Consider the following 26,916-nt stretch of genomic DNA (forward strand, 5'->3'; position numbering starts at 1 on the left):
TGACTATGAAAAAACACTGGTGGAAAGCCCTGGCCGTCGTGATCATGACCTACGTGATCTGGGTCGGGTTGCTCGGTACCGTCCCCCGGCAGCCGATCCTGAACGAGAGCATCCGGAACGTCTATTTTCACGTGCCGCTTTGGTTTTCGATGCTGATTCTGATGCTGACATCCATGATTTTTGCGATCCGGTATCTGCGCAAAGGACGTCTGGACGATGACCATATCTCAGTAGAGTTTGCCAATGCCGCCATTCTGTACGGTTTGCTGGGTTGTGCCACGGGCTCGCTGTGGGCCAGTGTGACCTGGGGAGATCCCTGGCCGAACGACCCCAAACTGAACAGCGTGGCCGTGGGGATGCTGATGTATTTTGCCTACCTGATTCTGCGTAATTCGTTCGACGATGAACTGCGCCGGGCCCGGATTTCGGCGATTTACAACATTTTTGCCTTTGCGGTTTTTGTCCCGCTGATCTTCGTGCTGCCCCGGCTGACCGACTCGCTACACCCCGGAAACGGCGGCAACCCGGCTTTCGGTCAGTATGACATGGACAATGGCATGCGGATGGTGCTGTACCCCAGTGTCATCGGAATGACGCTGATAGGCGTCTGGATGACGCAGTTGCGGGTGCGGCTCCGGCGACTCCGCGACCGGCTGGATAACGTCAACGATGTGCAGCCCAAAGCGCACACCACGGCGGAATGATTAGGCTTGAAAACTTGTTACTAACTTATACTTTTCTTACACATGATACATAGATTCCTCGTCCTTTGCTTGCTGTTGCTGCTGTCGTTCAGCACTCAGGCTCAGGAGATTGAGATGGCTGACCGGCTTCGGGCCGATGGTAAAATATGGGTTGTGGTGGCGGTTTTTCTGGTCACCTTCGCGGGGGTTATTCTGTACCTCATTCGGCTGGACACCAAAATTAGTAAGCTGGAAAAGGAAATTATGAAATAGACAGGAGACGATCGATCAGAGAGCAACAAAAGCGTTTCCGTTTTTTTCTTTCCTCTCTCGTCTTGTCTCTTTATCCTTAAAACAAATGAAAACAACCCATATTCTCGGCATCATTGTTATTGCGCTGGCTATCGGCATCATCATTTCGACGGCCGGTGACGCCAGTTCCTACGTGACCTTCACCCAGGCGGCTGAAATGGCCGAAAGTGGCGAAAAAGACGGCGTGCATGTGGTGGGTAAACTTACCAAAGACGCGAAGGGTCAGATTCTGAACATGACCTACCAGCCGCAGGTTGATCCGAACCACTTCGAGTTTACGCTGATCGATAATGAAAACCGGGTCCAGAAGGTGATCTACAACGCGCCCAAACCCCAGGATTTCGACCGGTCGGAGCAGGTGGTAGTCATCGGCAGCATGGAAGGCGACCATTTCCGGGCCGACAAGATCCTGCTGAAATGTCCGTCGAAATACCAGGAAAACAAGCTGGAAACGAAGGAGTACGAAGCTCAAAAAGCGAGTATTTAAGTTCGAGTGATGCTTCTGTTATTTCGCGGAGATGAGCGGAGTCAAACCGAGGCTCCGCTCATCTCCGCGAAACAGCACAAGAGTCATCCAAGAACATTAAGCCATTCAACCATGATTCATACGACTGCCGGTGAAATCGGGCATTTTTTTGTTATTCTTTCCTTTGTAACGTCGCTGGTATCGACGTTTGCCTACCTGCGCATAGCCCTGGCGAACAACGAACTGCTCCGGAACAAGGCCGAGCTTACCCAATGGCGCTGGCTGGCCCGGGGTGCCTTCTACGTCCACACGGTGGCCATTATGGGCATCGTAGGTAGCCTGTTTTACATCATCTTCAACAACTATTACGAATACCACTACGCCTGGAGCTATTCCTCGCGGGCGCTGCCTGCCGAGTACGTCCTTTCCAGCTTCTGGCACGGTCAGGAAGGAAGTTTTCTGCTCTGGCTGTTTTGGAATGCCATTCTGGGCGTGGTACTGATCTACACCAACCGGGATGACCGACCGGGCCGAAAGACGACGCACCAGTGGGAAGCTCCGATGATGACGGTTTTTGCGCTGGTTCAGGCCTTTCTGGCGTCTATGATCCTGGGGGTGGTCTTTGGCGGCACGTTCAAAATTGGAAGTTCGCCGTTCCTGCTGCTGCGGGAAGCCATGCCGGATGCGCCCATTTTTACGAGCAATCCGAGTTACATTCCGGAAGATGGCAAGGGTATGAACCCGCTGCTGCAAAATTACTGGATGGTCATCCACCCGCCGACGCTGTTCCTGGGTTATGCCATGACGCTGATTCCGTTTGCGTTCTGCATTGCCGGTTTGTGGAAAAATGAACTGAAAGAATGGATGCGCCCGGCCCTGCCCTGGGCCCTGTTTTCGGCGATGGTGCTGGGCGTCGGAATTCTGATGGGTGGTTACTGGGCCTACGAAACGCTGAACTTCGGCGGTTACTGGAACTGGGACCCGGTCGAAAACTCGGTGCTGGTGCCCTGGCTGGTGCTGATTGGTGCCATTCACGCGATGCTGATTGCCAAAAAAAGCTCGACCGGTTTGAAAACCGCTATCATCCTGTCGGTTTCCTGCTTTTTGCTGATTCTGTATTCGACCTTCCTGACCCGCAGCGGTATTTTGGGGAACGGTTCAGTTCACTCTTTTACCGATTTAGGGCTGTCGGGCCAGTTGCTGATTTACATGCTGGTGTTTGTCGTGCTGGCGGTGGCGCTGATGGTCGTGAAGTGGAACCGGATCGAGAAAGACGAGGAAGAAACCTCCGTCTATTCGCGCGAATTCTGGCTTTTCATTGGAACCGTAGTCCTCTGCCTGGCCGGTTTTCAGATTCTGAACACCACCTCGTTTCCGGTTTACAACAAAATCGGCGAAGCCTTTGGGTTCAGTCCCAACATCGCCATGCCCGCCGATCAGGTGGCTCACTTCAACAAATTCCAGGTCTGGTTTTTCTCGGCCGTGGCCGTCCTGACCGGGATCGGGCAATACGTCTGGTGGCGTAAAACGGGCAAAAACAACCTGAACGCGCTCATTACTCCGGCCTTGATTACGCTGTTTATCAGTGGAGGATTGATTGCTTACGGCAACATCACCAAACCGGCTTTCATGGCGCTGCTGACGACCTCTGTATTCGCCATTGTTGCCAACTCAAGTATTCTTTGGGGTGTTTTTCGCGGCAATTACCGGCTTTCGGGCGGGGCCGTGGCCCATATTGGGATGGCCCTCATGCTGATCGGCGTGCTGTTTTCGGCCGGTTACTCCAAAATTGTGTCGCTGAACACCACCGGTTTGCTCATTTCGAAGAGTGAGGATTTCACGAAAAACGACAACAAGGAAAACAAGGAAAACGTCATTCTGTGGCTGAATCAACCGCAGAAAATGAGCGGTTACCTGTTGACCTATCGTGGACAACGGATCGAGATCCGGGATGTCCCGGATTACGTGCCCCGCAGTTGGGTCGAACCGATCGAGGGCGCCGGACCGGAACTCAGCTACCACGGCATTGCGCTGCGGGATATTGAACAGAACGGGAAGCTGTATCACAAAAAAGGCGATACGGTTGCGCTGCACCCTGAAAACACCTACTACGAAGTCGAGTACCGCGAACCGGGCGGCAAGGTTTTTACGCTCTTCCCGCGTGGTCAGATCAACGAGCAGATGGGAACAGGCGGTTTTCTGCCTTCTCCCGACATTCGGCGGATGCCCGGCAAAGACCTTTATACGTACGTAGCGACGGTTCCGGACCCGAATAGTGAAGGTACCTGGAGCCCGACCGAAACGTACCGGATTGCGCCCCGCGACACGTTCTTCGTCAACGATTACGTGGCGGTTTTTGACAACATCGAGCAAACCCGCGAAGTCGACGGAACACCCCTCGGTCCCAACGATGCCGCTGTCAAAGCCGTGATCCGGGTGCTCGATAAAGAACGCGAATACGTGCTGAAACCGGCCTTTATCATCAAAGACCGCATGGTGGGCCGCAAAGCTGAAACCAACGAGGAACTGGGCTTACGGCTGCAACTGAACGAAATCGACCCGCGTACCGGCCTGTTTACCTTTACCGCCAACACCACCCAGCGGGATTACATCGTGATGAAGGCGAAGGAAATGCCACTGATCAACCTGCTCTGGATCGGTACGTTTGTGCTGGTGATTGGCTTCTCGATGGCGGCTGTCCGACGGTACCGGGAATTTACCCAGATGCGCGATAAGAAAAAACCGTCGCTGGTCAGTACTGCCCGGTAACCGATTCATGAAAATAAAAGAAACCATTTTGGGCGCCCTGTCACTGGGGTGCCTTATTCTTTGGGTGCTGGAGTTCCGCCGAACGGGCACGTTCCGGGAGCATTATTGGCTGCTGATGCTGTGTCTGGCGTTTTTGCTGGCTTTTCTGTATGTTCGTGGCCAGCGCCTGAACCGCCCGGAACAAAAACCGCCGACGCCGGTTAAGGCAACCAAACGAAAGAAAAAAAAGTCCTGAGTCATCTGAACCCGGCTTACACAGATTGAAGGATTAACTAGGATGTAAAAGATTGCGGTAGCCATCCCAGTTAATCTTTGAATCCGCGTAATCCCAGTTCAGACAGTTCAGGACGATATTTTATGGAATCCTACAGCATTCTGCTCGGCGCGTTTATCGCGCTGGTGCTGGCCGGTTTTTTCTCGGCGGTCGAGATGGCCTACCAGTCGGTCAACCGGCTGTACTTTGAGCTGCACAGCAAACAGGGGCCGCTGGGTGAAAAACTGGTGTCGGCTTTTCTGAAACAGCCTATTCTCTTTGTCGGGACGACGCTGACGGGGAATACCCTGTTTCTGGTGCTCTACGGCGTCCTGGGAGTCACGGTGCTGAACCCGCTGCTGTCGGCGTACTTGCCCGAAAGCTTCACCCACCCGGTCACGCTGATCCTGATGGAAACGCTGATTCTAACGTTTTTCTTCATGCCGTTTGGCGATTATGTGCCGAAAAGTCTGGCGCTGATCCACCCCGACGCCTTCATGGAACGGCTAGCCATCCCGATCTGGGTCATTTACAAAGCCATTGCGCCCATTGTCCGGCTGATGGTCTGGCTCACGAAAGGCATCGTCAAAATCATCCCGGGGAGCCAGTATTCCGAAATCCGGCCGGTTTTCGGGTTGATCGATTTGAACCAGTACCTCCAGCAGGTCAACCAGCAGAAACAGACGATCGACGGTGACGATGAGGAAGAAATTGACATCGATACCGAAATCCTGAATAATGCCATCGATTTCCGGAATGTATCGGTGCGCGACTGTATGATTCCCCGCACGGAAATCACGGCGGTGGATGTCGATGATCCGATTGACGAGTTGAAACGGTGCTTTCAGGAAAGCGGCCACTCGAAAATTGTGGTCTACCGCGACAACATCGACGATGTGATCGGCTATTGTCACGCGTTGTCACTGTTCCAGAAACCGCAAACGATTGAAAGCATCCTGACCCCCATTCGCGTCGTTCCGGACAGTATGCCCGCCCGGTTGCTGCTGGAAAAATTCCTGGCCGAACGGAAAAGTCTGGCGCTCGTGGTCGATGAGTTCGGCGGAACCTCGGGCCTGGTGAGCGTGGAAGACTTGGTGGAGCAAATTTTCGGCGAAATTCAGGACGAGTATGACACCAACGAGGACTGGGACGAAAAACAACTCGACGACAACACCTGGCTGCTGAGCGCCCGGCACGAAATCGAGAACCTGAACGAAAAATACGGCTGGGCGATTCCGGAAGGGGACTACGATACGCTCGGCGGGCTCATTTTATCGGTCAATGGTGAAATTCCAAACGTAAACGATGTCATTGAGATGCCGCCCTTTACATTCACCATTCTCTCGATGAACGAAGCCCGGATTGATCTGGTGAAGTTTTCCGTTGCAACCGGCAGCAAGGGGCGCCGGGAGGAAGATGACGACTGACTCCGGTTTTCGTTTTCAGATCTTTTCAACCGGATCTGGCTTACCCCTGCTCAAACCACTCGCGAAAGAAAGCGGCTTTTTCCTTGCTGATGGTCAGATCGAGTCCGGCCGGTTTTATGAGCGAGACGATCAGCTTGCCGCTGTAATGCGATTGATACCCGGCAATGGCGTTCTGATGCACCAGACACTGCCGATTGGCCCGGATGAAGACCGCCGGGTCGGTTAGCTCCTCCAGTTCGTCCAGCGAATGGTAATCGGTGACCAGTTTCTGCCCATCCATTGTGTAAAGGTAAATCAGCTCATCCCGGCAGAAGTACGCAACGTTGTCTTCGTTCACCGGCACAATGTTGCGCAGGTAATGGGCCATAAACCGGTGCTTGTATTTTCGGGCAGGCCCGGTGAGGTCCGTGAGCAGATTCCGAAGCTGCTCGGGAAAACCGGCACTGGCTCCCCCCTGCCGCCAGCGGTGATACTTGTCAAAAGCCGCCTTCAGTTCGTCGGGTTCGACGGGTTTCAGCAGGTAATCGATGCTATTAAGCTTGAACGCCCGAATGGCGTATTCGTCGTAGGCTGTGGTAAAAATGATCGGACATTGCGGGTTCACTTCGCGGTAAATGTCGAAGCTCACCCCATCGGAAAGCTGAATATCCGACAAAATCAGGTCCGGCTCCGGCACATGAGCCGCCTGCTGCTGACGAAACCAGGCCAGCGCCGACTCCACACTTTCCAAGGGCCCCAGCAACTGCGCGTCCGGGCTCAGTTGACGGACCAGCCTTGCCAGCGTTTTAGCCACCAGCGGTTCATCTTCAATCAATAAAATTGTCATATCTTCGGCATTCTGATGCGTTTTTGGCAAACAATCGCAGGCCGATCGAGTTAAATACACACACATCAATCATCACACCCCAATCATGACAAACGACGAAATTGTTGATTCGCTCAACGAACTGGTCAAGATCAACAACGACCGCATCAATGGTTTTGAGAAAGCCGCCGAGGACATCGAAGACCCGGAACTGGCTTCCCTGTTTAAAAATCTGACATCGCAAAGCCGCAAATTCCGCAGCCAACTGGCTGACGACATCGTTCGGATGGGCGGTGTGGTACCGGGTATCGACGAAACCAGTACCGGTAGCAAAATTCACCGCGCCTGGATCGACATTAAGTCGACGTTTACGGGCAAAGACCGCAACTCGGTGCTGGAATCCTGCGTATTCGGCGAAAATGCCGCCGTCGAAGAATATGAAGAAGTGCTGGACGACGAAGAAATTCCGTCATACATCCGGCAGACCCTCAATACCCAACTCGATGAACTCCGCCAGACCCGCGACCAAATCGTGACGTTGCGGGATGTCACCGAGTAGAGAAGGATGGAATAACGAATACTGAATAGCGAATATTGAATATCGAAAGTTTGTTCATTACCTCATTATTCGATATTCGTTATTCAGTATTCGTTATCTCACTCTTTTCTATTTCCCTTTCCGCCCCAATCCGGCCGAAACCGCATCGAGCGTATCGGCCAGTTCCTGAAGCTTCGATTTTGTCGTGTCATTGGCACTCTCCAGACTTTTTCGGGTCAGTTTGGCGAGCGAATGCAGCGACTCCGCAATTTGGAGTTGTTTGCCGGTTGCCAGAGCGGCTTTGAGTTGTTCCAGCTCGTCAGAAATGTCATCCCAGACCAAATGGCCTGACCCGAGCGCCCGCACCCATTGATCGATAAAACTCCCCGCCATGGGCTGCAAATGAACCGGATCGGTCGTCAATTCCCGGAGCGTGATGTCCAGTAATTGGTCAGCATTATGTGCTTGGGCCATAGTTTTCGAGTGATTGGTGAACGATACCAATGTACGACGATTCAGGATTTCTTACTACTTCCTCGTGTTTATTTTGCATCAACCAGTGGAACGCTTACTTGAAACCGCCCCTCCAGCACCTTCACTTTCACCTCTTTTTCACTCAAAAAGTGGTATAAAGCATTTAAATTGGTCAGTCCCTGCCCATTAGAGGTTTCGACGCGCGGTTTCTTTTGCAGGTTATTTTCAACGGTTACGTAGGCGTCATCGGCAATCACCTGAATTACGAGCGGCTGTCCGGCATTGGCCACGTTGTGTTTGATGGCATTTTCGATCAAAATCTGCAACGTTACCGGCACAATGGCTTTTTCGGCCACATCCGGCGGGATAGCAATACGAATATCGAGCGAGCCGTTAAACCGGGTTTTCAAAAGTGAGATGTAATTATTGATAAACTCAACTTCCGTAGTTAGGCTCACCAATTCTTTGTCTTTGTGCTGAATCACATACCGGAACACCTTCGACAACTGGTGCAGAAACTGCGATGCCAGATCCGGGTTTTCGTGAATCAGACCGTCGAGCGACGACAAGCTGTTGAACAGAAAGTGCGGGCTAATCTGGTTTTTCAGGCTGTCGAGTTGCACCTGTACTTTTTCTTTTTCCAACTCAGCCGCCCGAACGGCATTTTCCTGCCACCTTTTCAAAAAATGAGTGGTGATAAAACCCAGACAAATAACCGTATTTGCCAAAAAGGTAATGAATGTAACAATGGCAATCGTAAACCGATTGATCGGCGTCAGGTTTTGCGGGGAAATGTACTTCACGGAAGCGTTCATCCAGGGGAACAGCTCCGGGTCGATCGATTGGTTGGCCGCAGGCAGGAGGTAAGTCACAATCAGATAACCCGTCACCAAAATGATGGTCTTGACAACCCCCCAGCCCCCGAAAATCTGGACTGCAACCCGCAACCGGATGTTGCGCTCGAACGGAAAGCGCCGGTTCAGCCACTCGTTGTAAAGATAATGGAAGATCCAGATGACATTAAGCAAAAAAAAGGAAAGTGCGAACAACAGCCATTGCGTAACCCACGTAAACTGAGGCAACACCCAATGCCGGATAATAACGCCCCAGAGCGCTACCACCAGGAAAAAGATCTCAACGTATTTATTGAACTTTATTTTCATGACTGGCAATGATCATCCCATCGGACATTTCGATGACCCGGTCGCACCCGGCGGCAAAGTCGGGGTCGTGGGTCACGGCAATGATCGTCTGGTGGTTTTCGCGGGCAATTTCACGGAAAATATCGAACACGATGCCGGTATTGGTTTTGTCAAGATTCCCGGTGGGTTCGTCGCCCATCACAATGGTGGGATCGTTGATCAGTGCCCGGGCAATGGCCACGCGCTGCTGCTGCCCACCCGACAACCGGCTCGACAGTTTCAGGGCGTGCTCGGCCATCCCAATCATCTTCAGCTTTTCGTAGGCCCGGTGTTCCACTTCTTTTTCCGAATATTTACCCAGTTTCAACGCCGGTAACATGACGTTCTGTAAGGTCGTAAATTCCGGCAACAAAAAGTGAAACTGGAACACAAAACCCAGGTGTTCGTTTCGGAATTTTGACAGATAATCCTGGCTTCGGCCGGTCAGGGTTTGTCCGTTAATCTCCAGCGTGCCTTCATACTCCGTATCCATCGTCGAGAGCAGGTACAGCAAAGTCGATTTGCCGCAACCTGACTTCCCGACAATCGCCAGAAACTCGCCCTTCGTGACCTCGAACGTCACGTCTTTCAACACCTGAAACCGGTCCGGCTCGTTGAAGTATTTGTTAAAATGAGATGCTCTTAAAACCTTTTCCATAGACTAAGACTCTTTTCTAAACCTGGATTACCCGGATTAAAAGATTAACCAGGATGGCTACCGCAATCTTTTAGATCATAGTCAATCCCTTAATCCGGGTAATCCGGGTTCAAGACATTTCATTACCCCCGCAAAATCGAAACCGGGTCAACTTTGGATGCTTTGCGGGAAGGGAAATACCCCGCCAACACCGTCGTAATCAGTCCGAACAGAATACCCATGATATAGTACTTCGGATCAAAAATTACGGGAAACGTCTTCAGGCTCAGAAAATCACCGGTATTGAACGGCGTAATCGACAACAGATAGCTGATGCCAAAACCAATGCCTAATCCCATCAGGCCGCCCAGAAAACCGATAAAAACCGCCTGCAACAAAAAAATCATCACAATATCCCGGCCTTCAAAACCCGTCGCTTTCAGAATGGCAATGTCTTTGATTTTGTTGATGACGTTCATGTTCATGATGTTGTAAATACCAAAACCAGCCACGACCAGCAACGTCATCGACACCACGAACGTCATGACGTTCCGGATTTTTTCACCCGCCAGAATCGCCGAGTTGGCCGTTGCCCAGTCTTCCGTGTAATAGCCGTAGGTCGACCGCAGTTTTTGGCCAAACGGCAGTGCCTGCAACGGGTCAAGCATTTTAATGTGAATATCGGTGATGTAGCTGCCGTCTTTCTGCAAGATTTCCTGCACCGTCGAAAGGTTGGCGTAGCTTTTGGTGTTATCAAGCGTCCCGATTCCGAACGCGAACGTTCCGACGACCCGCAGAATCATCGTGTTGCCGGTCGGCGTTGTTACACTGACTTTATCCCCCTCCCGGACGTTTAGCTTGCGGGCCAGCACATGCCCCACGATGAGGCCGTTCGGATTGCTCCGCAGCGCATTGAGCGATCCGGATTTCAGACGGGATTTCAAATTATACAGCCGATTCTCCCGATCGATGTCGACTCCGGCAATGGTTCCCGAAATCTGAATCGGGCCATTGTTGTAGAACACCTGCGTACTGAGCTGTGGGGAAACGCCCAGAACGTCCGGGTCCCGTTCGATGCGCCGGGCGATCAACAGCCCATTTTTTAGTTTCGACAATTGCTCTTTCGGTTTCTGGTGGTAGACCACCGTAAAGGCCGAATCCCTGCGGTTCAGTTGCTCAATCAGCGCGGGACGTTGGGTGTTCACCTCGTTGTACATTCGAACATGCGGACTGGCATCCAGCGCCGAATCCTCCAGAAACTGGTTGACGCCCTGCATGAACGAAATCATGGTAATAAACATGGCAATCCCGAACGTAACGCCCAGCATGGCGACCAGCGTCTGCCGCTTCTTCGCCATCAGGTGCGTTTTGGCGATTTGGGAAGTAATTCTGAGGTTCATAGTTTATGGGTTGTTACACAGGGTTGATCAGAGAGTATCAGAGGTTATCAGAGAAACACCCTGATTAACTCTGGTTTTTCTCTAATTAACTCTGTGTAACAACTATTTTATTCCGGATTAACAACAACCGACTGCTCGTTCAACCCGCTTTTCACCTCCACCAGGTCGAAGTTTTCAGCGCCTTTCACAATCCGGATTTTCTTCCGGTCGCCATTCTCACTCACCCATACGCTGTCGTTCCCCACCACCAGCGACTTCGGAATGGTCAGCACCCGGTTGTTCTGGCTGATAACGATGTTGGCTTCGACCGTCAGACCGTAATACGCATCGGGCTGCTCGCCCACAAAATCCGCATCGACCCGGAACGACTGATCGACTTTGTTCAGCTTTGGATAAATCTTCCGAACACGTGCCTTAAACACCTTGTTGGGGTATACATCGGCTTTGACCAGCACCTCCTGCCCGGTCCGCAGTTTGCCAAAATCGCTCTCGTCGACCGCCAACTGCACGTACACGTCGCGCCCGCTTCCGACCAAAGCCAGTAAGTCATTCCGACGCACAACTTCACCCGGTTCTTTCGAAATTTCGTACACTTTCCCGTCTACAAAGCTCCGGACGCGGGTGTTGCCCTGCTCCTGCCCGGTCGCTACATACTGGCTCCTGGAGTTCTGCAAATCGACATACAACTGGTTGCGGGTCCGCTGCAAAGCCGCCCGCCGGGCTACGTAGTCGTTTCGGGAGGTCTGATAAGCCAGTTGAACGCGTTCCAGTTCGGCTTTCGAGGTAGCATTCTGCCGGTACAGATCCCGGTAGCGCTCATAGTTAACCGAGTCGTTGGCCAGTTTAGTCCGGGCCGTTCGAACCTGGGCTTCGAGTTCAGCCAAAACCGGCGAGTTGTCACTCAGATTGGCCTGGGATTGCCGGTAAATATTGGCAGCCGCCTGTTCGCGTGCTCCCTGGGTGATGCCTTCCAGCACAAACAACACCTGATTTTTGCGAACGGTATCGCCCTCGCTGACTAGTTTCTGTTGCAAGGTTCCGTCGGCATTGGCCAGTACTTTGTATTCGTACCGGGGATAAATACTCCCCGAAGCATACACGGCTTCGGTCAGGTCTTTGTAGACCGGTTTTGTGCCTTCGTCGCCCCGGTTGCAGGCTGCCGCGACCAGCGATAGACCGGCCAAAACCGCAAGAATGGCGTATGGGTTGCGAAGCCGGCCCGGAGCTCTAAAACCGCCGGAAACCGGGCTATTCAAATTATTGTCCATTTCTAAGCTGCAAAATCGTCTGGTTAATAAATAGCGTCGACAACGTATTCAGGTAGCGGTTCTGCGCGTTCAGTGACTCGTTGAACACATTCAGATACTGATCGTAGGCAAAAATTCCCGCGCGGTATTTAATCAGAGCAATTTGCGTGTTTTGCTCGTTCAACTCGTAGTTCTGTCGATTGAATGTCAGCGAGTTAAGGGCCTGGTTGTACGCATTCCGGATGTCCTGATTATCATTTTCGGCCTTGATTTGTTCGTACGCCACTTCCGCTTCGGCCTGCTGAATCCGGAGCCGGGCCCGGTTCAGGTTAGCCGTTCGCAAACCGCCCGAATAAATCGGAATATTCAATTGCAAACCCGCCACGCCGATGGGAAACCACTTCTGATTAAAGTCCAGAAAGTCAAACCGTTGCCGTTGCGCCTGCTCCGAATACCGGGCATAAACGGAAAGCGTCGGCCAGCGCAGGGCATTTTCCCGATTCAGTTGCAGCCGGTACAATTCCAGTTGCGACCGCCGAACCGTCACCTGTGGACGTTCGGCTTCGGTACCCGGAACTGCCCAATCCGTGGGGTTACGTGTTGCTGCAAAATTCTGCTCCAGCACCAGCGAATCCCTAACTGTCAAACCGAGCAGTAGTTTCATCTGGTTCAGGTTCCGCACGTAGCTCAGTTCGTTCTGTCGTAGCACATCCTCGGCCGTCAGCCGAACGGATTGCAGGCGGTTGTATTCGAGCGGTTCGATCTGGCCTTTATCCAGCCGTTGCCGGGCGATGGTGGCAATGGTATCGGCGTTGGCGGCATTCCGTCGGGCAATGTCGATGGCCGAGCGGGTCAGCAATGTCGCGTGGTAGACGCGGGCCACCTGCGTCGAGACTTCGTCCTGCAAGGCCAGGTTCTGGTCGTCGATGATCCGCAGGTTCTGATTCGTCAAGCCCAGATCCAGGCGGCTCGGACGGTTCAGCAACGGCATCGACACCTCCACACCCGCTGTCAGGTTGAATGGCACCCCAAACTGGATGGAGCTGAATTCGCCGGGTGGACCGCCCAGAAACTCCGCCGGAATCAACTGGGTGGGCAGCGCGTAGTTGTAATCCAGGTTGGTGTAAGCCCGGGCCGTTGGCAGTAAAGCCGCCCGCGAAGCGGCCCGTTGCTGTTCCTGCGTCAGCCGATTTTGGCGGGCAATTGTCAGGTCCGGATTTCGTTGCCGGGCCCGTTGAATGGCTTCCTGTACGGTCCGAACCACAGTTTGCGCCCACAAGCCGGGACTGACCATTACCAGGAAAGCGATAAAGAGCTTTTTCATACAAGAATCGAAATTCCGCTACAAAGCAAGAAAACGTTTCTGTCAGCTCCTTTTCAACCTGCGCCAACCGGAAAAAACACACCCCAAACCGACTGAATCGGTACCTGAACATGCCAATGTTCTTTACTCGCCTGCCTTACTTCGACATATACTGCTGCTGGTACTTCAGCGGACTCAGGCCCATGACTGATTTGAAATACTTATTGAAATTGGAAAATGAATTGAAACCGCTTTCAAAGCAAATCTGCGCCACACTCAGATTGCTTTCCAACAACAGGCTGCAGGCTTTCCCAACCCGCAACTCGGTGAGGAACTGACTGAATGTCTTGCGGTTGTGGGCTTTAAAATAGCGGCAAAACGAATGTGGGCTCATAGCCGCCACCTCGGCAATTTCCTGGAGAGTAATGGGTCGGTGGTAATTCTCCAGTGAAAATTGTAATATCCGGTTGATGCGGTCGGTATCGGCTTCATCAACGGTCCGAAACGGATTAGCGGAACTTAGAAAGGAACTTTCAGTGGAATTAGCAATCAGGTTGAGCGTGTCGAGCAACAAAATAATCCGCTCCATCCCGCTGGCATTCAGCATCTGGCGGAGTCGCTGCGCCACCACCGTCCGCAGTTTTCCGTGTAGGCGCATGCCCAACCGGGCGGTTTTCAGCAGGTTACGAATCTCCCGGCTTTCCGGTAATTGCAGGAAAGACGTTCCCAGACAGTCTTCGTTAAAGTGAGCTACCGTTGCAATGGCCCGCAGCGTACTGCCCGGCTCGAAGTAGGCATTGTGACACCGCCAGTAATGTGGCAAATTGGAGCCAATCAGCAGCACGTCCCCCTCTGAAAACGGCTGAATCTGATCGCCGATGAACTGCGTCCCACTGCCTTGTTCAATGTAAACCAGCTCAACATCAGGATGATAGTGCCAGCGGTTATAGAAATAAAGAACGACATCCCGCCGAACGCTGAACGAATACTCAGGCTGTCGAAGGACGTTCAGAAGTTGTGGTTTCATGCCTACATATTACCGTTATTTTTTCCACGATAAGCGCAAAATTGCCAAAATATAGGAAAAAATGGGCAATCTGGTCGTACAAAGGCCCCATTTTTTTGACTCTTTTTGCTAAACAATTGGATTGAATCAGGACTCAGTGGCGGCCGAATGGTGCTTGGAGTTCCGATTCTGCCAATGTAAAGGCGGTTTTCGATTCAGCCTATCCCTTCCCGATTATTTATGAAACGTAACTTTTCATTACAGGCGTCTCCCACCGACAATGCCCTCTGGCAACAGACGCTGTCCGGAAATCAACAGGCTTTTGGTCACCTATACCTTCGCTTTCAACCCGCGCTGAAGCGCTATGCTCAGCGCCTGACCGGGGATTCTGAATTGATCGAAGACGCTATTCATGACTTGTTTCTGACGGTCTGGCAATCCCGGCAGTCGCTGAACGCTACGGCCCCGGCGGGATACTATCTGGCCAATTCGCTGCGGAACCTGATCGTTCGGCGTCTGGCAAAGAAACAAACTGTGCTGGAAGGTCCGGAGGAAGACGCCCTGTGTGCGCCATCGTCGGAAGAAGATTACCTGAACGGTGAAGAAGCCCGGCTCCGGACCGCGTATGTCGATCAGATTATGGGGCAACTAAGTCCCCGGCAGCAGGAAGCCCTGCGCTTACATTATTTTGAAGCCAAATCGCACCAGGAGATTCGGACGATCATGAAGATTTCCTCGCAATCACTTTACAATGTGCTCTGGCGCAGCCTGAAAACGCTCCGGACGCTGCATGCCGCCTAAGCCTTGAGGAAAAATGCCCCGGCTTTCCTATACGTCAGCGAAATCCGGGGCATTTTTTTAATACTCGTACCGAACCAAACCCGGTACCATCGCGCAAAGCAGCGGATTATTCACCTTGGTTTCCTCGGTAGTCAGCCGCCCTTGTTTGTCGTACGTTTTCTCGATCAACGCCAGGAGTTCGGCATGGTTTGGCATGTGTTCACTGATTTGCCGCCGGTTTCCGGCAAAAGAATGGGCGAAATACCGGTTTACTTTTCCGGCATTCGAATACCAGGTCTCGCGGGTTAAGACATTGCCTTTGTACTCATATTCAACCCGGTAACTGAGCTGGCCGTTGGCATCCAGCCATCTCTGTCCTACTTTTTTCCCGTCTTTAAATTCGTATTCCACCGAACCTGTCAGCACGCGCTGCTCGGGATTACGCTGATTGAAATAATTCCGCTCCCTCTTCAGAACGCCGTTTTCGTAGTCGTATTCCGACTCATTGTACACCGTCCAGGTTGTTTCGTTAGCGTATTTGCCATACCGAATTTTACCGACCCGATTGCCGTGTTTGTTGTAAATCAGCTCCTCATACGACAGCACTTCCAGCTTATCGCCCGACACCCGGTTCAGGTACTCAATCCGGGATAGCTTTCTGTCTTTGTTGTACGTGTATTGTTCAATGGTCATGGGCTTTTCGCAATCGCCTGAGTAGCAAAACACTTTTCGGGCGGGCGAGGCATCGTCGTTGTAGGTGTTGCTACCGGGTTCAACGCCAAATTCGGACGCTTCCGGCTGACATCCGAACCAGAACAGAGCCAGTAGCAAAAGAAGTAGTCGGTTTTTCATACAGGCAGGGGTTTGATTTTAAATCGATGGACCCCGTTCCGGGCCAAACCGTTGGAAATCCTTTTCAATGACCCTTAAAAAAGACAACCCATTCGCTCCGTTCGACCGATGATGTAATTTCTGAAAACAATACGTCTCTTATTCTGCTATACTTGATACCGAAACCTGATTTTTCAAACCGATGAATCAACCCCTGCAATCCCAGATCAGCGAGGTGCTGCAAAAACTGGAATCCCTGCTCGAACGCGTCCCGGAAACCGTCGGCAAGGAAGTTCGCCAGCAACTGCGCGAGTTCCGTCAACTGCTGGTCGATACCCGCGCTCCCCGGTTTGCGCTGGTCGGTCGGCGGGGCAGTGGCAAATCGTCGCTGATCAACGCCATTTTTGGGCAGAAAGTCGCCGAAGTGGGGCACGAAAAGGCGCAAACCGGCGAGGCTACCTGGTGGCCGTATTCGGGCGAACTCGGTGCCATCGAGATTCTGGATACGCGCGGTTTGCAGGAAGGCTCGCGGCCCGACGAAGCCGACGCAGCCCACTCCCCCGTCGAGTCGATTCTAACGGCCCTGAAAGCCAAAGCGCCGGACATCATCCTGTTTCTGATCAAAGCCACCGAAGCCGATGCCGGGATCGACCCGGACCTGGAAGCCCTGAAAATTATCAGCCAGACCGTCGAGAAAGTGCATACCTATCGGCCGCCCATCCTGGTCGTGGCGACCCATTGCGATACGCTTGAACCCAAAAACGTTCGGTTGCACCAGCCCGAGAACGAGGATCCGGAAGACCTGAAAGAGAAGTTGGACCGGGTGGCCGCAATCGAAAACCACCTTAGGACCAAGTTCGAAGCCGATCCGTACCTGAAGGAATCGCTGATTACGGTTCTGGGCGTCTCGTCCTACCAATCCTGGAAAAACGATCGGCTCCGCTCCGACGAACGCTGGCGGATCGACACGCTACTCGATTACCTGTTCAACGAATTGCCCAAGGAAGGCAAGCTGGCTTTTGCCCGGTTGAGCCAGGTCCGGAGCATGCAGGAAACCATTGCCAGCCGGTTAACGCAGATCGTGGCCGCGATTTGTGGCGGTATTGCCGCCGTTCCGATTCCGTTCGGTGATATTGTCCCGATTACGGGATTGCAGATTGCCCTGATCAGCGCCATTGCCTATGTGGCCGGGCGGCAACTGAGCCAGGAAACCGCCCGCGAGTTTCTGACGGCGATCGGAGCCACGATCAGCGCCGGTTTGGTGCTGCGCGAAGTGGCCCGGGCGTCGATCAAATTTCTGTTTCCGGGCGGTGGCAGCGTGATTTCGGCCGGTATTGCCACCTCGGCCACGCTTGGGATCGGCAAAGCCGCCACGGCCTACTTTATTCAGAACGTCAGTTTGGAACAGGCCAAGCGCATTTTTGAGGGCGAACGGCGTAAGTCGTCAGGAAACCCCTAAATCCAATTACTTCCGGTCGATGCCTTCCAGCACCCGCCGAATCTGGTTGGCTTTGGTCATGAACTCGAACGAATCTTTCACATTCTGTCCGTCGATCAGACCTTTGAATTGCTGCAAAAACTCAATGTAATCGGCCAGGGCCTGGGAAACGTTCAAGCGGTTCTGGTCGAAAATCGGTGCCCACATCTGCGGAGAACTTTTCGCCAGCCGGACCGTCGAGCTAAAACCGGTGCTCGCCATGTCAAAAATGGCCTGTTCATCTTTTTCTTTTTCCAGCACCGTCAGGCCCAGGGCAAAGGCGCTGATGTGGCTCAGGTGCGAAACGTAGGCTAGATGCAGGTCGTGTTCCTGCGGATTCATGTAAAACAGCTTCATTCCGATGTCGCTGAACAGCGCTTCGACCAGTTTCAGGCTATCCGGTGCACTTTTTTCCCGGTCGCAGATGATCAGGTTTTTTCCGGGCAACAACTCCCGAAAAGCCGCCCCCGGTCCCGAATTTTCCGTTCCCGCCATTGGGTGAACCGCCACAAACTGCGCCCGCTTCGGGTGCTGGTCAGCCAGTTGGCAGATCAGTTGTTTGGTCGAACCCAAATCCGTGACCGTAGCGCCCTCCGGCAATTGATCCAGAATTTTCGGCAGCAAGTCCAGAATCGTATTGACCGGCGTCGCCAGCACCACCAGCGTACTGACGGCCACGGCCTCGGCTAGCGGTTTCATGTCGTCGACTAGGCCTTTCGCCAGGGCCAGTTGGCCGTGGACGGACGACGCATCGACCCCCAAAAAAGTCGCCTTCGGGTATTTTTCCCGAACCGCCAGGGCAAATGACCCACCCAGCAACCCAACGCCAACAATCGTAATAGTCATATTTTTTTCTCTGATCACCTCTGATGTTCTCTGATCAACCCTGTGTAATAACTTTAAAAGCTGTTACACAGGGTTAATCAGGGAACATCAGAGGTGATCAGGGGTTATTTTGAGATTCGGTGGACGGCATCCCAGATGCGTTCTTTCGGCATGCAGAGCGAAACGCGGATGTAGCGGTTGCCTTTAGGGCCGAAGATAAAACCGGGTGCGATAAAAATGTGCTTGTTGTAGAGCAGGTCATCTACCAGTTCCTCCGCCGACCCGACCGAGTCCGGCAATTTGGCCCAGAGGAACATGCCTTCCTGATCGTCTTCGTACGTGCAGTCGAGGGCATCCAGGAAAGCCGTAGCCGCTTCCAGTCGTCCTTCATAAACCGCATTGCGGGTCTGGTGCCAGCGATCGGGGTTGGTCAGCGCTTCGGCGGCTGCGTCCATCACCGGTTTGAACATACCCGAATCGACGTTGCTTTTGATCGACAAAACCGCATCGATGTATGGTTTGGCCGACGCCATCCAGCCAACCCGCCAGCCCGCCATGTTGTGCGACTTGCTCATCGAGTTGAGTTCAATCGCCACCTCCCGGGCACCGTCGATGGACAACAGGCTGATGGGCGGTTTTTTATTCAAAATCAGGCTGTAGGGATTGTCGTGACAGAGCAAAATCCGGTGGTCGTTCGCAAACCGAACAGCCTGCTCGAACAGCGCGCGGGTCGCGGGGGCGCCCGTCGGCATGTGCGGATAGTTCAGCCAGATAATTTTCGTTTTATCCGACACCGATCCTCCCATTGCCTTCCAGTCGGGTTGCCAGCCCCGGTTTTCCAGCAAGGGATATTCGTTCACCGTCGCCCCAACCATCTTGCTGACGGCGCGGTAGGCCGGATAGCCCAATTCGGGTACCAGTACTTCGTCGCCCTCGTTTAAAAACGTCAGCGAAATGTGCGTAATGCCTTCTTTGGAGCCCAAAAGCGGCAAAACCTCAGTTTCAGGATCAAGCGGAACCTGGTAGGTATGCGCGTAAAAACCGGCAATGGCGTTTCGCAAACCGGGCGTTCCCTTGTACGACTGGTAGCCGTGGGCATTGGCCTGATGAGCGGAAGACGTTAAAGCCTGAATTGTATTATCAGACGGCATCATATCGGGATTACCGATGCCGATGTTAATCACATCGTGACCGGCGGCCAGCAGTTTTCGCACCTCGGCCAGCTTAACCGAAAAGTAGTACTCCTGCGTTTGACCGGCCCGGTGAGCTACGGGAATTATCACTGCAACTGAAATTAAAATGATCCGAGCCGCAAAAGTACGCTATTTTTCCGGAACTGGGCCTGGCAGGTTTGCCTTTCAGGCTGAATCAAGTAAAAACGCCAAGGTCGATAAAACACCCCATCTGCGGTTTTATCCGCCTTCATAACTTGATGCGCCACTCGTCTTTCAGCGAACGGGCCAGCAGAGAATTAGCTTCTTTGTCTTTTTTGAATCGCTCCTTTTTCGGGTTCCAGGTGAGCGGGCGTTTTAGCTCGTAGGCAATGTTGCCGATGGTGCAGACCGTCGCCGTCCGGTGACCGATTTCCACGTCGCAGATCGGTTTGCTGCGTTTCCGCATCGCATCCAGAAAATCCTTGTAGTGGTTTTCACTGTGGTACACGTGCTTCTCGTTCGGCCCAATCACCCGGTCTTTCAGGCCAACCGGCGTCGTTTCCAGCTTTTTACGCTGCACATTCAACGTGCCTTCCGAGCCGACAAACTGAATGGCATTGTTCCACTCCCAGGGCTGGTGGGTCATGGTGATACCGTTTTTGTAGCGATAGGTCAGGAATTGGTGGTCCTTGCCGTCGGGCGGAATCACCTCGACGGGGCCGCTGTCGTCCATATCCAGCGACCACTGCACAATGTCGAACATGTGGGCACCCCAGTCGGTCACCATGCCACCGCCAAACTCCTTGTAGTTCCGCCAGTTGGGAAATACGTCTTTCGACAAGGGCGGGGCCAGTTCGGAGTTGAAGGCAACGGGCTCGTTCGGTCCGAGCCATAGATTCCAGTCGAGTCCTTCCGGAATCGGTTCGGCCGGCAAATCATACCGTTTCGGCGGGGGACCGACGTTGACTTTGATGCTTTTGATGTCACCCAGGTAGCCGTTTCGAATCAGTTCGGCGGTTTGCCGAAACTCCGGCCACGAGCGTTGCATGCTGCCCGTCTGGAACACGCGCTTGTGTTTGCGCGTCGCGTCGACCATCGCCCGGCCTTCCCGGATGGTCAACGCCAGCGGTTTTTCGCAGTAAATATCTTTCCCGGCTTCGGCGGCTTTGACGGCCATGACGGCATGCCAGTGGTCGGGCGACGCAATCACAACGGCGTCGATGTCCTTCCGATCGAGGAGTTGCCGAAAATCGGTATACGATTGAATCTCGGGGTGCGTCCCTTTCACTTTTGCCTTGCCTTCTTCGCTGGTGTAATACGTTTTGGCGGTTTCGATAAACAGATCGCGTTTGGCTTTGTAGACTTCGGCAGCCCCGAGAATCCGGGCTTCGCCCGTGGCTAGAAAGTTGCGGGCCAGCCCCCGGCTTTGTTTGCCGGTTCCGATAAAGCCCAGATTGATGATGTCGCTCGGAGCCAGGTAACGGGAGCCATCGGGCCGTTTGCCGCCCAGCACAAACCGGGGTACAATCAGAAAAGCCGACAGGGCCGCCGACGCCTGGCCGATGAATTGACGCCGTGACAAGGCGCTGAAAGGTTCTTTTTCCATGAAGGGTTTAGTATGATTACTCCTTTTGAATAAAAGCCACCAAAGGCTCAAATTTACTACCCGCATACGGAACGTTTCCAACCGCTTCACCCGGCGCTTTTTCCGTTTCAACCGGCTTCCTACTGGCGGAAATAAGGCGCGATAGCAACTTTACCCCCGAAAACAGTAACACACCATTTCACCAATCAATGAAAACGTTTATCCTGACGCTGCTGGCTGTCGCATTGCTCAGCGGCTGCAAAAAAGACAGCGAATCTGTTATTCCGGGCGGACACGTACCCGCCGAAACGGCCGGGAAATGGATGTATGGCTCCTTTTCCATGAGCGAATTCTGGTCGTACGATGGCTCCTACCAGGGAAAACCGTTCGAACTGGCCGTCATGTTCGACTTTAAAAAAGACGGCACTTACGAAAAGTATTTCGTGGCCAACACCCGCGATTACTCCGGCTGCAAAACCGAGGCATTCAGCTTCGAAAAAGGCAGCGTCGACTTCAACGAAACCGAGGGATCGTTTACGACCACCCCGGTGGAGGGCCACTACCGAGGCTTCTACTCCTGTGTTCCCAGCAAAAACATCAACCGGAAAATGGACCGCTCGGAACTGGAAACCGAAACATATTACTATGAAGTAAAAACCGGTAGCAACGGCAAACCGAATCTGGTGGTGCGCTTCAACGTGAATGATTCCAACGTTAGTACGTTTCTGCCAACTTCGTGGTAAAACCGTCGGGGTTCAACGCCGGTAACCACTTCTTAATTCGCCAGAAAATAGACAATCCGGCAGGCGTTCCCTTTGCTTTTCAGATTTTTGGTAGCGGCCATCCTCAGGTGTAGCGTATGCTTTTTGTCCGGCAGGTCAGCGGCCAAGAGCCTGTACCAGGGCAGGTGCAACTGCTGGCTCCAAGGGGTTTGCAGGTCTATTTTCCGGTACGGCCCGTTGTCGATGCGGTATTCGATTTCGCCCGCATCCGGACCGGAGACGAGGGCGATGCCCACGGCGGTTCCGGTAAACGGTAGCGTTAGTTCAGCCCCCGGCGTGGTGGCTTCCAGCATCGGCCGGTCGACAAAACCGGGTCGGGTGTCGACGCCATCCGCCGGTTTCCAGTTTTCCACCAGCGTCCAGCCCGCGCCCAGTTTGGCTTCCTGAATCGGTACATACCGCCCGCGCTCAAAATTGCTCCGGTTCAGCGGAGCCGACGGTTTGGCGGTTTTCTCCGCCGAAGCCGCTGTGGTTTGGAAACTGGTATTCAGCAGGTATTTGATTGTCTGGAAATACAGTTCCTGCCCGAACGGCGACGGGTGCAGATCCTTGAAATCGTATTCCCACGAGAACTCACGGGCCTGTATCCGGTCGTAGACCTCCCGCGCCAGGTCGATGGATGGGAGTTGGTAGTGGGCAGCCACCCGCTCGTGATTCGTCAGTTCGACCGGTTTTCGGTTCAGTCGGAAGTCGCCAAACTTATCCGGATCGGCAAATTCCATGAGCACAATATCGACGGCCGGATTAGCCTTGCGGACATGCCGGACAATGCCTTCCAGCGCCCGGAGTTGCGTCAGGCTATCGGTTTCATTCGTCCGGTCGTTGACGGCGGCTTCCAGAAACAGCAGATCGGGTTTACCCTGACTCAGCACATCCTGCTCGACCCGGAACGCGTGCGGCAAACTCCCCAGCGACGGAATCCCGGCCGTGATGAACGTAAACTCGGTTTGCGGAAACCGCTCCTGCAAATACCGGCTCACCTTGTCGCGCCAGCCCGGATTGTGCGTGATGGAACCGCCCAGAAAGGCCACCGTGGCTTTTTTCTGCTCCGTCATGGCCCGGTACACATTCGGCAGACCAGCCCGGATGTGCACATACGGTTTTTGTTCCACCAGTTTCTGCACCGGATACGAATGTTGCTGAATAAAATCGGCCCACCAGTCGGGGTGCTCAATCGGGAAGTGGTGGCCTTCCAGCGTTTGCATTCCCCGCGACATGGCATATACCATCGTCGGCCCGCCCAGCTTCTGGTAGCGTTCAACGAGTTTGAACGTATTTTCGTCATTGGGCACCAGCTTGTCGTTCAGGCTGATGACGTGCAAAACCGGGATCTTGTAAGCCGCCATGCCCTCCAGCTTATCCATTGGCTGATCGGCATAATCGAGCGCCTGCTGCTCCGTAAAACCGTACACCTCTAGCAGTTGCTGCCAGGCTTTGGCGTCGCCTTTGCTTTTGCCTTTGCTGCCGGGCCAGCTTTTGAAATCACAAACCGGCGCTTCGGCATACAGGCAACTGACTTTCGCCGGATTCCGTTTGGCCCAGCCGTAAACGTACAAACCGCCCCGACTCACCCCCTCCAGCGCGACCTTTGGCGCAAAGCCTTTTTCGGAAACCAGATGGTGGTAAAACGCATCCCAGGCCAGCATGGCTTTCGGTGCTCCGTACTGATCGTTGGTGTTGATGTAGGCAACATGAAAACCGCGTTCGAGCAGAATGCTGTCCATCTCGATGTGCCAGTCGGGGAAATGCGCCCGCCAGACCCAGGGATTGCCGGGCAGCGGTTTGCGGGGTTTGATGTAGCGGGCCGGGATGCCGTTTAGGGTAAAATCGACTCGTTCGAAACTATGCCACTGGCTGATTTTTTCGTCGGTTTGCGCCAGAAGTTTGGTGCTGTAAAGGGTCAAAAAACCGAAAAGGCAGAGGATTAGGAAGCGCATGGAAGGGTACGGGTCTACGAGTATGGGAAGTTAAAAACCGGTCGTATCTACTCTGGTATGCGGGTTTTGATAGGAACACCGATTGAACGGATTGAACGAATAAAAACGGATTTTAATCAGATTCCCGTCTGAAGTACCTGTCCAGAAGGACGCCCACTCCAACGCCCACACAGTAACAGAGCAAATCGCTCCACACGAATGTAAAGCCCAGAATTAAACCGCCCAGGGCTGTCGCCCGCAGGTTTGTCATCCAGGGAGCCTGGTACAACTGGCTGAGTTCGATGGCGACCGAGAAACCCAAAGCGGCTGCGGCAACGGCCCGCGTTGACCATTGGCGAAAGAGGAAGCCAATCCCCAGAAACACCATCAAGGCCCACAGCGCATCGCCAACGTACAGCCGGATAAAGAAATAGTCGCCGAAAAACCGCCGGGATACAAAGCCCGTCAGCAGGACAGCGAGCGTAAGCCCTCCGTATACAATCCGGTTTCTGGCTAAAGCTGATTTGGGCATTGAAAGACGAGTATGGGAATGGAAATTGGCCCGTAAACTACAAAAATTCCCATCGACTCCCCAGGCGTCAGGCACTCTCCGACCGTTTGCTCAGTTATCCGCCGACGCGCCGTTTTGAGGTTGCAGCCCGCCGTTTTTATCCGGCCAGCCTGGAAGTCCCGGCCAGCGGCTGTCCGGCTGCTTAGTTTTGTATCGTCGCTGAACCCGGACGAAAACCGGAGCCGCTGCGACGATTAAATACACATTCCTTGTAAACAACAAGAACCATGACACTTGGTAAGAATCTCGTCCTCAGCTCTTTCGAGCAGCTCAGGCCCTTTTCCTGGCACTCTTTCCTGACGTCATTTTTGGCCCTTTTCTTCGGTTTTGGCGTCATCGGCGCGGTTTTTTACCTCTTCGCATCCGACCAGCCCACTGCGGCCTACTGGATTTGTCTGACCCTCTGGCTGACGGTTTTAATCGCTGGCGGTGCCCTTTTCCTGTTGTCCCTCGGCGAACAGGATTAGCCCCCGATTGAGCGGTTTTCTAAACCTACGGTTTCCGATTCGGCATCCGGTTTAGCGACGAAATCCCACAATGTCTAATCTTTTTACCGGTTTTGCCCGTTAACTAAGCAGAACTAGCTGGTTAACGTTATGAAATGCTTGCTCTACCGGAAATTCCTTCCGGTGCTTTGGGTCTTCTTACCGGTTTGGGGTTGGGGACAGTCGTCTACCGTTACCCAACCGTTGTCGATTACGCTGGAAAACTACGCCTATCCGTACCCGACGATGCTTTTTCCGGCCCGCATCGAAGGTCAGAACGTCCGGATGGCGTTTATGGATGTAAAGCCGACCGGAACAGTGAATGGACAGACGGTCATGCTGCTGCACGGAAAGAACTTCGGTGGTTATTACTGGAAAAATACCATTGCCACCCTGACCCAGCAGGGCTTCCGGGTCATCGTGCCCGACCAGATCGGTTTTGGTCGATCGAGTAAACCCATCGTCGATTACAGTTTCCATCTGCTGGCGTCCATCACCAAAGCGCTGCTCGACAGCCTCGACATCCGGCAAACCGTCGTGGTGGGACACTCGATGGGCGGCATGGTGGCAACGCGCTTTGCGCTGCTTTATCCACAGACGGTTTCCAAACTCGTGCTCGAAAACCCGATCGGGCTGGAAGATTACCGCCCTTACGTGCCTTACCGTCCGATTGAAGCCATTTACCGCAGTGAATTAAACAATTCCGAAACGAGTCTGCGGAATTACCAGAAGAGTTATTACGTCCAGTGGAAACCGGAATACGAAGAATGGGTACGCCCGCAAGCCGGGATGCTCTACAGCAGCGATTACCCGCGCTTTGCCATGACGGCGGCCCTCACCTTTCAGATGATTTACGAACAGCCGGTTTGCTACGAATTTCCATACCTGAAAATGCCGACGTTGCTGGTCATCGGTCAGGCCGACCGGACGGTGGTCGGCAAGGCACTGGTGGGCAAAGAGAATCTGGAGAAAGTGGGGCAATATCCCGAACTGGGTAAACGAACCGCCAAACTGATTCCGAAAGCCACGCTGGTCGAACTGCCGCAGGTGGGCCACATTCCGCACATCGAAGCGCCCGACCAATTTCATCAGGCACTGACCGGTTTTCTGAAGAAGTAATTTCGATTTATCGACGCAGCAGCGCGTTCCGAAAGGCCGTGGGGCTGCTCCCCTTCTGTTTCCGGAAAAACTTGTTCAGGTGGTTTTCGTCCGTAAAACCGAGTTCCCGGGCAATTTCGGTCATGCGTAGATCGCTGTGCCGCAAGCGGGCTTCGATCAGTTTGAGCCGGTAGTTGGTCACGTATTGCTGCATGGTTTCGGCGGTATGTTTCTTGAAATACCGCCCCAGGTAGGTCTTGGAAATGCCAAAATGCTGGCTGACGCTTTCGGCCCGGATTTTCTCCGGTTCGTAAATGTGGTTCTGAATGTAGGTCAGAATCGCCAGGGCTTTTTCATCTGTATGCTCACTGACGTGCTCGGGCAATTGCCGGGCAATGTTTCGGGCTACGACCACGATGAGCGTATTGACCAGTTGCCGGATCAGTTCCTGATTGTATAAATCCCGGTTCTCGTATTCCCGTATAATGGCTTCGACAACCGGCCGCACCAGACTTTTATCGGGCTGGTGTTTCAGAATGCAGCCGGGCTGGTGATTGGCATTTTGCAAAATGTATTCCAGCCGCTGAATGTTGTCGGTTTGCAACGCATTCGACTGGATGTAAATGTCGTTGAACCGCAAAAAGAAGAACTTTGTGGTGGTTTTGATCTCGAAAGCGTGGCAGTCGTCGGGCGTCAGCAGAAACAGGTGCCCGGCCTGGTAATTGAACTGATTTTTGTTGATACACTGCCGACCCGTGCCGGACAGAATGTACACCAGTTCAAAAAACGAATGCCGGTGTTCCAGCTTCGGGCATTCATCCAGTGTTTTACAGACAATCTCGAACGGTTCGTGCAGGCTTTCTTTCGTCATGATGCAAATCTACCAAAAGAACGAAAACTTATACCAACAA

General features: G+C 53.3%; 27 protein-coding genes. 12 read left to right on the plus strand and 15 right to left on the minus strand.

The genetic code is table 11. The features are described 5' to 3' along the window. Positions 1–5: 5 nt before the first annotated feature. From ccsA (ACO2Q8_RS17055) to ACO2Q8_RS17080, 6 genes are all read left to right on the plus strand, one after another. A complete protein-coding gene (gene ccsA, locus ACO2Q8_RS17055) occupies positions 6–704 on the plus strand; it encodes a cytochrome c biogenesis protein CcsA (protein WP_423346049.1) in 699 nt (232 codons plus the stop codon). Positions 705–746: 42 nt separating this feature from the next. Then, on the plus strand, positions 747–956 hold the full coding sequence (locus tag ACO2Q8_RS17060; protein WP_423346050.1) for a CcmD family protein: 210 nt from the start codon (positions 747–749) through the stop codon (positions 954–956). A gap of 85 nt (positions 957–1,041) precedes the next feature. Then, the gene (locus tag ACO2Q8_RS17065; protein WP_423346051.1) at positions 1,042–1,482 is read left to right on the plus strand and encodes a cytochrome c maturation protein CcmE; all 441 of its coding nucleotides are present in this window, start codon (positions 1,042–1,044) and stop codon (positions 1,480–1,482) included. Positions 1,483–1,593: 111 nt separating this feature from the next. Continuing rightward, entirely contained in the window at positions 1,594–4,230 is a 2,637-nt protein-coding gene (gene ccsA, locus ACO2Q8_RS17070) for a cytochrome c biogenesis protein CcsA (protein WP_423346052.1), read from the plus strand. 7 nt (positions 4,231–4,237) lie between these two features. Continuing rightward, complete coding sequence (locus tag ACO2Q8_RS17075; RefSeq protein ID WP_423346053.1) at positions 4,238–4,465, plus strand: hypothetical protein; 228 nt, start codon at positions 4,238–4,240, stop codon at positions 4,463–4,465. Between the two features lie 122 nt (positions 4,466–4,587). After that, positions 4,588–5,910: a hemolysin family protein gene (locus ACO2Q8_RS17080; RefSeq protein ID WP_423346054.1), complete on the plus strand. Its 1,323-nt coding sequence runs from the start codon at positions 4,588–4,590 to the stop codon at positions 5,908–5,910. A gap of 40 nt (positions 5,911–5,950) precedes the next feature. On the opposite strand, the gene ACO2Q8_RS17085 is transcribed toward ACO2Q8_RS17080, so the two are convergent. Then, positions 5,951–6,736: a LytR/AlgR family response regulator transcription factor gene (locus ACO2Q8_RS17085; RefSeq protein WP_423346055.1), complete on the minus strand. Its 786-nt coding sequence runs from the start codon at positions 6,734–6,736 to the stop codon at positions 5,951–5,953. Between the two features lie 85 nt (positions 6,737–6,821). Here ACO2Q8_RS17085 and ACO2Q8_RS17090 point away from each other — a divergent pair, with 85 nt between their 5' ends. Next, positions 6,822–7,274, plus strand: coding sequence for a ferritin-like domain-containing protein (locus ACO2Q8_RS17090; protein WP_423346056.1), 453 nt, complete (start codon positions 6,822–6,824; stop codon positions 7,272–7,274). Between the two features lie 108 nt (positions 7,275–7,382). On the opposite strand, the gene ACO2Q8_RS17095 is transcribed toward ACO2Q8_RS17090, so the two are convergent. From ACO2Q8_RS17095 to ACO2Q8_RS17125, 7 genes are all read right to left on the minus strand, one after another. Beyond that, the gene (locus ACO2Q8_RS17095) at positions 7,383–7,727 is read right to left on the minus strand and encodes a hypothetical protein (protein WP_423346057.1); all 345 of its coding nucleotides are present in this window, start codon (positions 7,725–7,727) and stop codon (positions 7,383–7,385) included. A gap of 68 nt (positions 7,728–7,795) precedes the next feature. Continuing rightward, positions 7,796–8,890, minus strand: a complete 1,095-nt coding sequence (locus ACO2Q8_RS17100) for a sensor histidine kinase (RefSeq protein ID WP_423346058.1) — start codon at positions 8,888–8,890, stop codon at positions 7,796–7,798. Next, entirely contained in the window at positions 8,871–9,566 is a 696-nt protein-coding gene (locus ACO2Q8_RS17105; protein WP_423346059.1) for an ABC transporter ATP-binding protein, read from the minus strand. Before ACO2Q8_RS17105 ends, ACO2Q8_RS17100 begins: the two co-directional genes overlap by 20 nt. A gap of 122 nt (positions 9,567–9,688) precedes the next feature. After that, positions 9,689–10,945: an ABC transporter permease gene (locus ACO2Q8_RS17110; protein ID WP_423346060.1), complete on the minus strand. Its 1,257-nt coding sequence runs from the start codon at positions 10,943–10,945 to the stop codon at positions 9,689–9,691. A gap of 107 nt (positions 10,946–11,052) precedes the next feature. Next, complete coding sequence (locus tag ACO2Q8_RS17115; RefSeq protein WP_423346061.1) at positions 11,053–12,213, minus strand: efflux RND transporter periplasmic adaptor subunit; 1,161 nt, start codon at positions 12,211–12,213, stop codon at positions 11,053–11,055. Beyond that, positions 12,203–13,516 carry a TolC family protein gene (locus ACO2Q8_RS17120; RefSeq protein ID WP_423346062.1) on the minus strand — a complete coding sequence of 438 codons (1,314 nt, stop codon included), beginning with the start codon at positions 13,514–13,516 and terminating at the stop codon, positions 12,203–12,205. The genes ACO2Q8_RS17115 and ACO2Q8_RS17120 overlap by 11 nt, the downstream gene beginning before the upstream one ends. Positions 13,517–13,652: 136 nt before the next feature. After that, positions 13,653–14,522: a helix-turn-helix domain-containing protein gene (locus ACO2Q8_RS17125; protein WP_423346063.1), complete on the minus strand. Its 870-nt coding sequence runs from the start codon at positions 14,520–14,522 to the stop codon at positions 13,653–13,655. 219 nt (positions 14,523–14,741) lie between these two features. Here ACO2Q8_RS17125 and ACO2Q8_RS17130 point away from each other — a divergent pair, with 219 nt between their 5' ends. Continuing rightward, complete coding sequence (locus ACO2Q8_RS17130; RefSeq protein WP_423346064.1) at positions 14,742–15,302, plus strand: RNA polymerase sigma factor; 561 nt, start codon at positions 14,742–14,744, stop codon at positions 15,300–15,302. A gap of 57 nt (positions 15,303–15,359) precedes the next feature. Here the strand turns inward: ACO2Q8_RS17130 and ACO2Q8_RS17135 are convergent, their stop codons facing one another. Next, positions 15,360–16,133 carry a hypothetical protein gene (locus ACO2Q8_RS17135; RefSeq protein WP_423346065.1) on the minus strand — a complete coding sequence of 258 codons (774 nt, stop codon included), beginning with the start codon at positions 16,131–16,133 and terminating at the stop codon, positions 15,360–15,362. A gap of 181 nt (positions 16,134–16,314) precedes the next feature. Between ACO2Q8_RS17135 and ACO2Q8_RS17140 the strand changes: the two genes are divergently transcribed. Then, a complete protein-coding gene (locus ACO2Q8_RS17140) occupies positions 16,315–17,571 on the plus strand; it encodes a GTPase family protein (RefSeq protein WP_423346066.1) in 1,257 nt (418 codons plus the stop codon). A 6-nt stretch (positions 17,572–17,577) separates the two neighbouring features. On the opposite strand, the gene ACO2Q8_RS17145 is transcribed toward ACO2Q8_RS17140, so the two are convergent. The 3 genes from ACO2Q8_RS17145 to ACO2Q8_RS17155 all read right to left on the minus strand — a co-directional run bounded on the left by ACO2Q8_RS17145 (position 17,578) and on the right by ACO2Q8_RS17155 (position 21,174). Then, positions 17,578–18,435, minus strand: a complete 858-nt coding sequence (locus ACO2Q8_RS17145; RefSeq protein WP_423346067.1) for a prephenate dehydrogenase — start codon at positions 18,433–18,435, stop codon at positions 17,578–17,580. A gap of 104 nt (positions 18,436–18,539) precedes the next feature. After that, the gene (locus ACO2Q8_RS17150; RefSeq protein WP_423346068.1) at positions 18,540–19,697 is read right to left on the minus strand and encodes a pyridoxal phosphate-dependent aminotransferase; all 1,158 of its coding nucleotides are present in this window, start codon (positions 19,695–19,697) and stop codon (positions 18,540–18,542) included. Positions 19,698–19,836: 139 nt separating this feature from the next. Continuing rightward, positions 19,837–21,174 carry a Gfo/Idh/MocA family protein gene (locus tag ACO2Q8_RS17155; protein WP_423346069.1) on the minus strand — a complete coding sequence of 446 codons (1,338 nt, stop codon included), beginning with the start codon at positions 21,172–21,174 and terminating at the stop codon, positions 19,837–19,839. Between the two features lie 188 nt (positions 21,175–21,362). Between ACO2Q8_RS17155 and ACO2Q8_RS17160 the strand changes: the two genes are divergently transcribed. Then, positions 21,363–21,896 carry a hypothetical protein gene (locus tag ACO2Q8_RS17160; protein ID WP_423346070.1) on the plus strand — a complete coding sequence of 178 codons (534 nt, stop codon included), beginning with the start codon at positions 21,363–21,365 and terminating at the stop codon, positions 21,894–21,896. Positions 21,897–21,928: 32 nt separating this feature from the next. Here the strand turns inward: ACO2Q8_RS17160 and ACO2Q8_RS17165 are convergent, their stop codons facing one another. Next, entirely contained in the window at positions 21,929–23,872 is a 1,944-nt protein-coding gene (locus tag ACO2Q8_RS17165) for a GDSL-type esterase/lipase family protein (RefSeq protein WP_423346071.1), read from the minus strand. Between the two features lie 112 nt (positions 23,873–23,984). After that, positions 23,985–24,383 carry a DUF2809 domain-containing protein gene (locus ACO2Q8_RS17170; RefSeq protein WP_423346072.1) on the minus strand — a complete coding sequence of 133 codons (399 nt, stop codon included), beginning with the start codon at positions 24,381–24,383 and terminating at the stop codon, positions 23,985–23,987. 266 nt (positions 24,384–24,649) lie between these two features. Here ACO2Q8_RS17170 and ACO2Q8_RS17175 point away from each other — a divergent pair, with 266 nt between their 5' ends. Further along, positions 24,650–24,889 (plus strand): hypothetical protein, encoded by a 240-nt coding sequence (locus ACO2Q8_RS17175; RefSeq protein WP_423346073.1) that lies wholly within the window; start codon positions 24,650–24,652, stop codon positions 24,887–24,889. Positions 24,890–25,018: 129 nt separating this feature from the next. Next, positions 25,019–26,026 carry an alpha/beta fold hydrolase gene (locus tag ACO2Q8_RS17180; RefSeq protein WP_423346074.1) on the plus strand — a complete coding sequence of 336 codons (1,008 nt, stop codon included), beginning with the start codon at positions 25,019–25,021 and terminating at the stop codon, positions 26,024–26,026. 7 nt (positions 26,027–26,033) lie between these two features. Here ACO2Q8_RS17180 and ACO2Q8_RS17185 read toward each other — a convergent pair whose 3' ends face one another. Further along, positions 26,034–26,876, minus strand: a complete 843-nt coding sequence (locus ACO2Q8_RS17185; protein WP_423346075.1) for a helix-turn-helix domain-containing protein — start codon at positions 26,874–26,876, stop codon at positions 26,034–26,036. Positions 26,877–26,916 lie beyond the last annotated feature (40 nt).

The organism is Larkinella sp. VNQ87 (genome assembly GCF_049445795.1).
Taxonomy (GTDB): Bacteria; Bacteroidota; Bacteroidia; order Cytophagales; family Spirosomataceae; genus Larkinella.

Bases quoted from the DNA above. Each gene is read 5' to 3' on its own strand.
- ACO2Q8_RS17105 (WP_423346059.1), bottom strand. From the start codon at position 9,566: ATGGAAAAGGTTTTAAGAGCATCTCATTTTAACAAATACTTCAACGAG.
- ccsA (WP_423346049.1), top strand. From the start codon at position 6: ATGAAAAAACACTGGTGGAAAGCCCTGGCCGTCGTGATCATGACCTAC.
- ACO2Q8_RS17095 (WP_423346057.1), bottom strand. From the start codon at position 7,727: ATGGCCCAAGCACATAATGCTGACCAATTACTGGACATCACGCTCCGG.
- ACO2Q8_RS17170 (WP_423346072.1), bottom strand. From the start codon at position 24,383: ATGCCCAAATCAGCTTTAGCCAGAAACCGGATTGTATACGGAGGGCTT.
- ACO2Q8_RS17160 (WP_423346070.1), top strand. From the start codon at position 21,363: ATGAAAACGTTTATCCTGACGCTGCTGGCTGTCGCATTGCTCAGCGGC.
- ACO2Q8_RS17115 (WP_423346061.1), bottom strand. From the start codon at position 12,213: ATGGACAATAATTTGAATAGCCCGGTTTCCGGCGGTTTTAGAGCTCCG.
- ACO2Q8_RS17075 (WP_423346053.1), top strand. From the start codon at position 4,238: ATGAAAATAAAAGAAACCATTTTGGGCGCCCTGTCACTGGGGTGCCTT.
- ACO2Q8_RS17110 (WP_423346060.1), bottom strand. From the start codon at position 10,945: ATGAACCTCAGAATTACTTCCCAAATCGCCAAAACGCACCTGATGGCG.
- ACO2Q8_RS17155 (WP_423346069.1), bottom strand. From the start codon at position 21,174: ATGGAAAAAGAACCTTTCAGCGCCTTGTCACGGCGTCAATTCATCGGC.
- ACO2Q8_RS17125 (WP_423346063.1), bottom strand. From the start codon at position 14,522: ATGAAACCACAACTTCTGAACGTCCTTCGACAGCCTGAGTATTCGTTC.
- ccsA (WP_423346052.1), top strand. From the start codon at position 1,594: ATGATTCATACGACTGCCGGTGAAATCGGGCATTTTTTTGTTATTCTT.
- ACO2Q8_RS17135 (WP_423346065.1), bottom strand. From the start codon at position 16,133: ATGAAAAACCGACTACTTCTTTTGCTACTGGCTCTGTTCTGGTTCGGA.
- ACO2Q8_RS17130 (WP_423346064.1), top strand. From the start codon at position 14,742: ATGAAACGTAACTTTTCATTACAGGCGTCTCCCACCGACAATGCCCTC.
- ACO2Q8_RS17100 (WP_423346058.1), bottom strand. From the start codon at position 8,890: ATGAAAATAAAGTTCAATAAATACGTTGAGATCTTTTTCCTGGTGGTA.
- ACO2Q8_RS17140 (WP_423346066.1), top strand. From the start codon at position 16,315: ATGAATCAACCCCTGCAATCCCAGATCAGCGAGGTGCTGCAAAAACTG.
- ACO2Q8_RS17090 (WP_423346056.1), top strand. From the start codon at position 6,822: ATGACAAACGACGAAATTGTTGATTCGCTCAACGAACTGGTCAAGATC.
- ACO2Q8_RS17060 (WP_423346050.1), top strand. From the start codon at position 747: ATGATACATAGATTCCTCGTCCTTTGCTTGCTGTTGCTGCTGTCGTTC.
- ACO2Q8_RS17120 (WP_423346062.1), bottom strand. From the start codon at position 13,516: ATGAAAAAGCTCTTTATCGCTTTCCTGGTAATGGTCAGTCCCGGCTTG.
- ACO2Q8_RS17175 (WP_423346073.1), top strand. From the start codon at position 24,650: ATGACACTTGGTAAGAATCTCGTCCTCAGCTCTTTCGAGCAGCTCAGG.
- ACO2Q8_RS17065 (WP_423346051.1), top strand. From the start codon at position 1,042: ATGAAAACAACCCATATTCTCGGCATCATTGTTATTGCGCTGGCTATC.
- ACO2Q8_RS17085 (WP_423346055.1), bottom strand. From the start codon at position 6,736: ATGACAATTTTATTGATTGAAGATGAACCGCTGGTGGCTAAAACGCTG.
- ACO2Q8_RS17080 (WP_423346054.1), top strand. From the start codon at position 4,588: ATGGAATCCTACAGCATTCTGCTCGGCGCGTTTATCGCGCTGGTGCTG.
- ACO2Q8_RS17185 (WP_423346075.1), bottom strand. From the start codon at position 26,876: ATGACGAAAGAAAGCCTGCACGAACCGTTCGAGATTGTCTGTAAAACA.
- ACO2Q8_RS17165 (WP_423346071.1), bottom strand. From the start codon at position 23,872: ATGCGCTTCCTAATCCTCTGCCTTTTCGGTTTTTTGACCCTTTACAGC.
- ACO2Q8_RS17145 (WP_423346067.1), bottom strand. From the start codon at position 18,435: ATGACTATTACGATTGTTGGCGTTGGGTTGCTGGGTGGGTCATTTGCC.
- ACO2Q8_RS17180 (WP_423346074.1), top strand. From the start codon at position 25,019: ATGAAATGCTTGCTCTACCGGAAATTCCTTCCGGTGCTTTGGGTCTTC.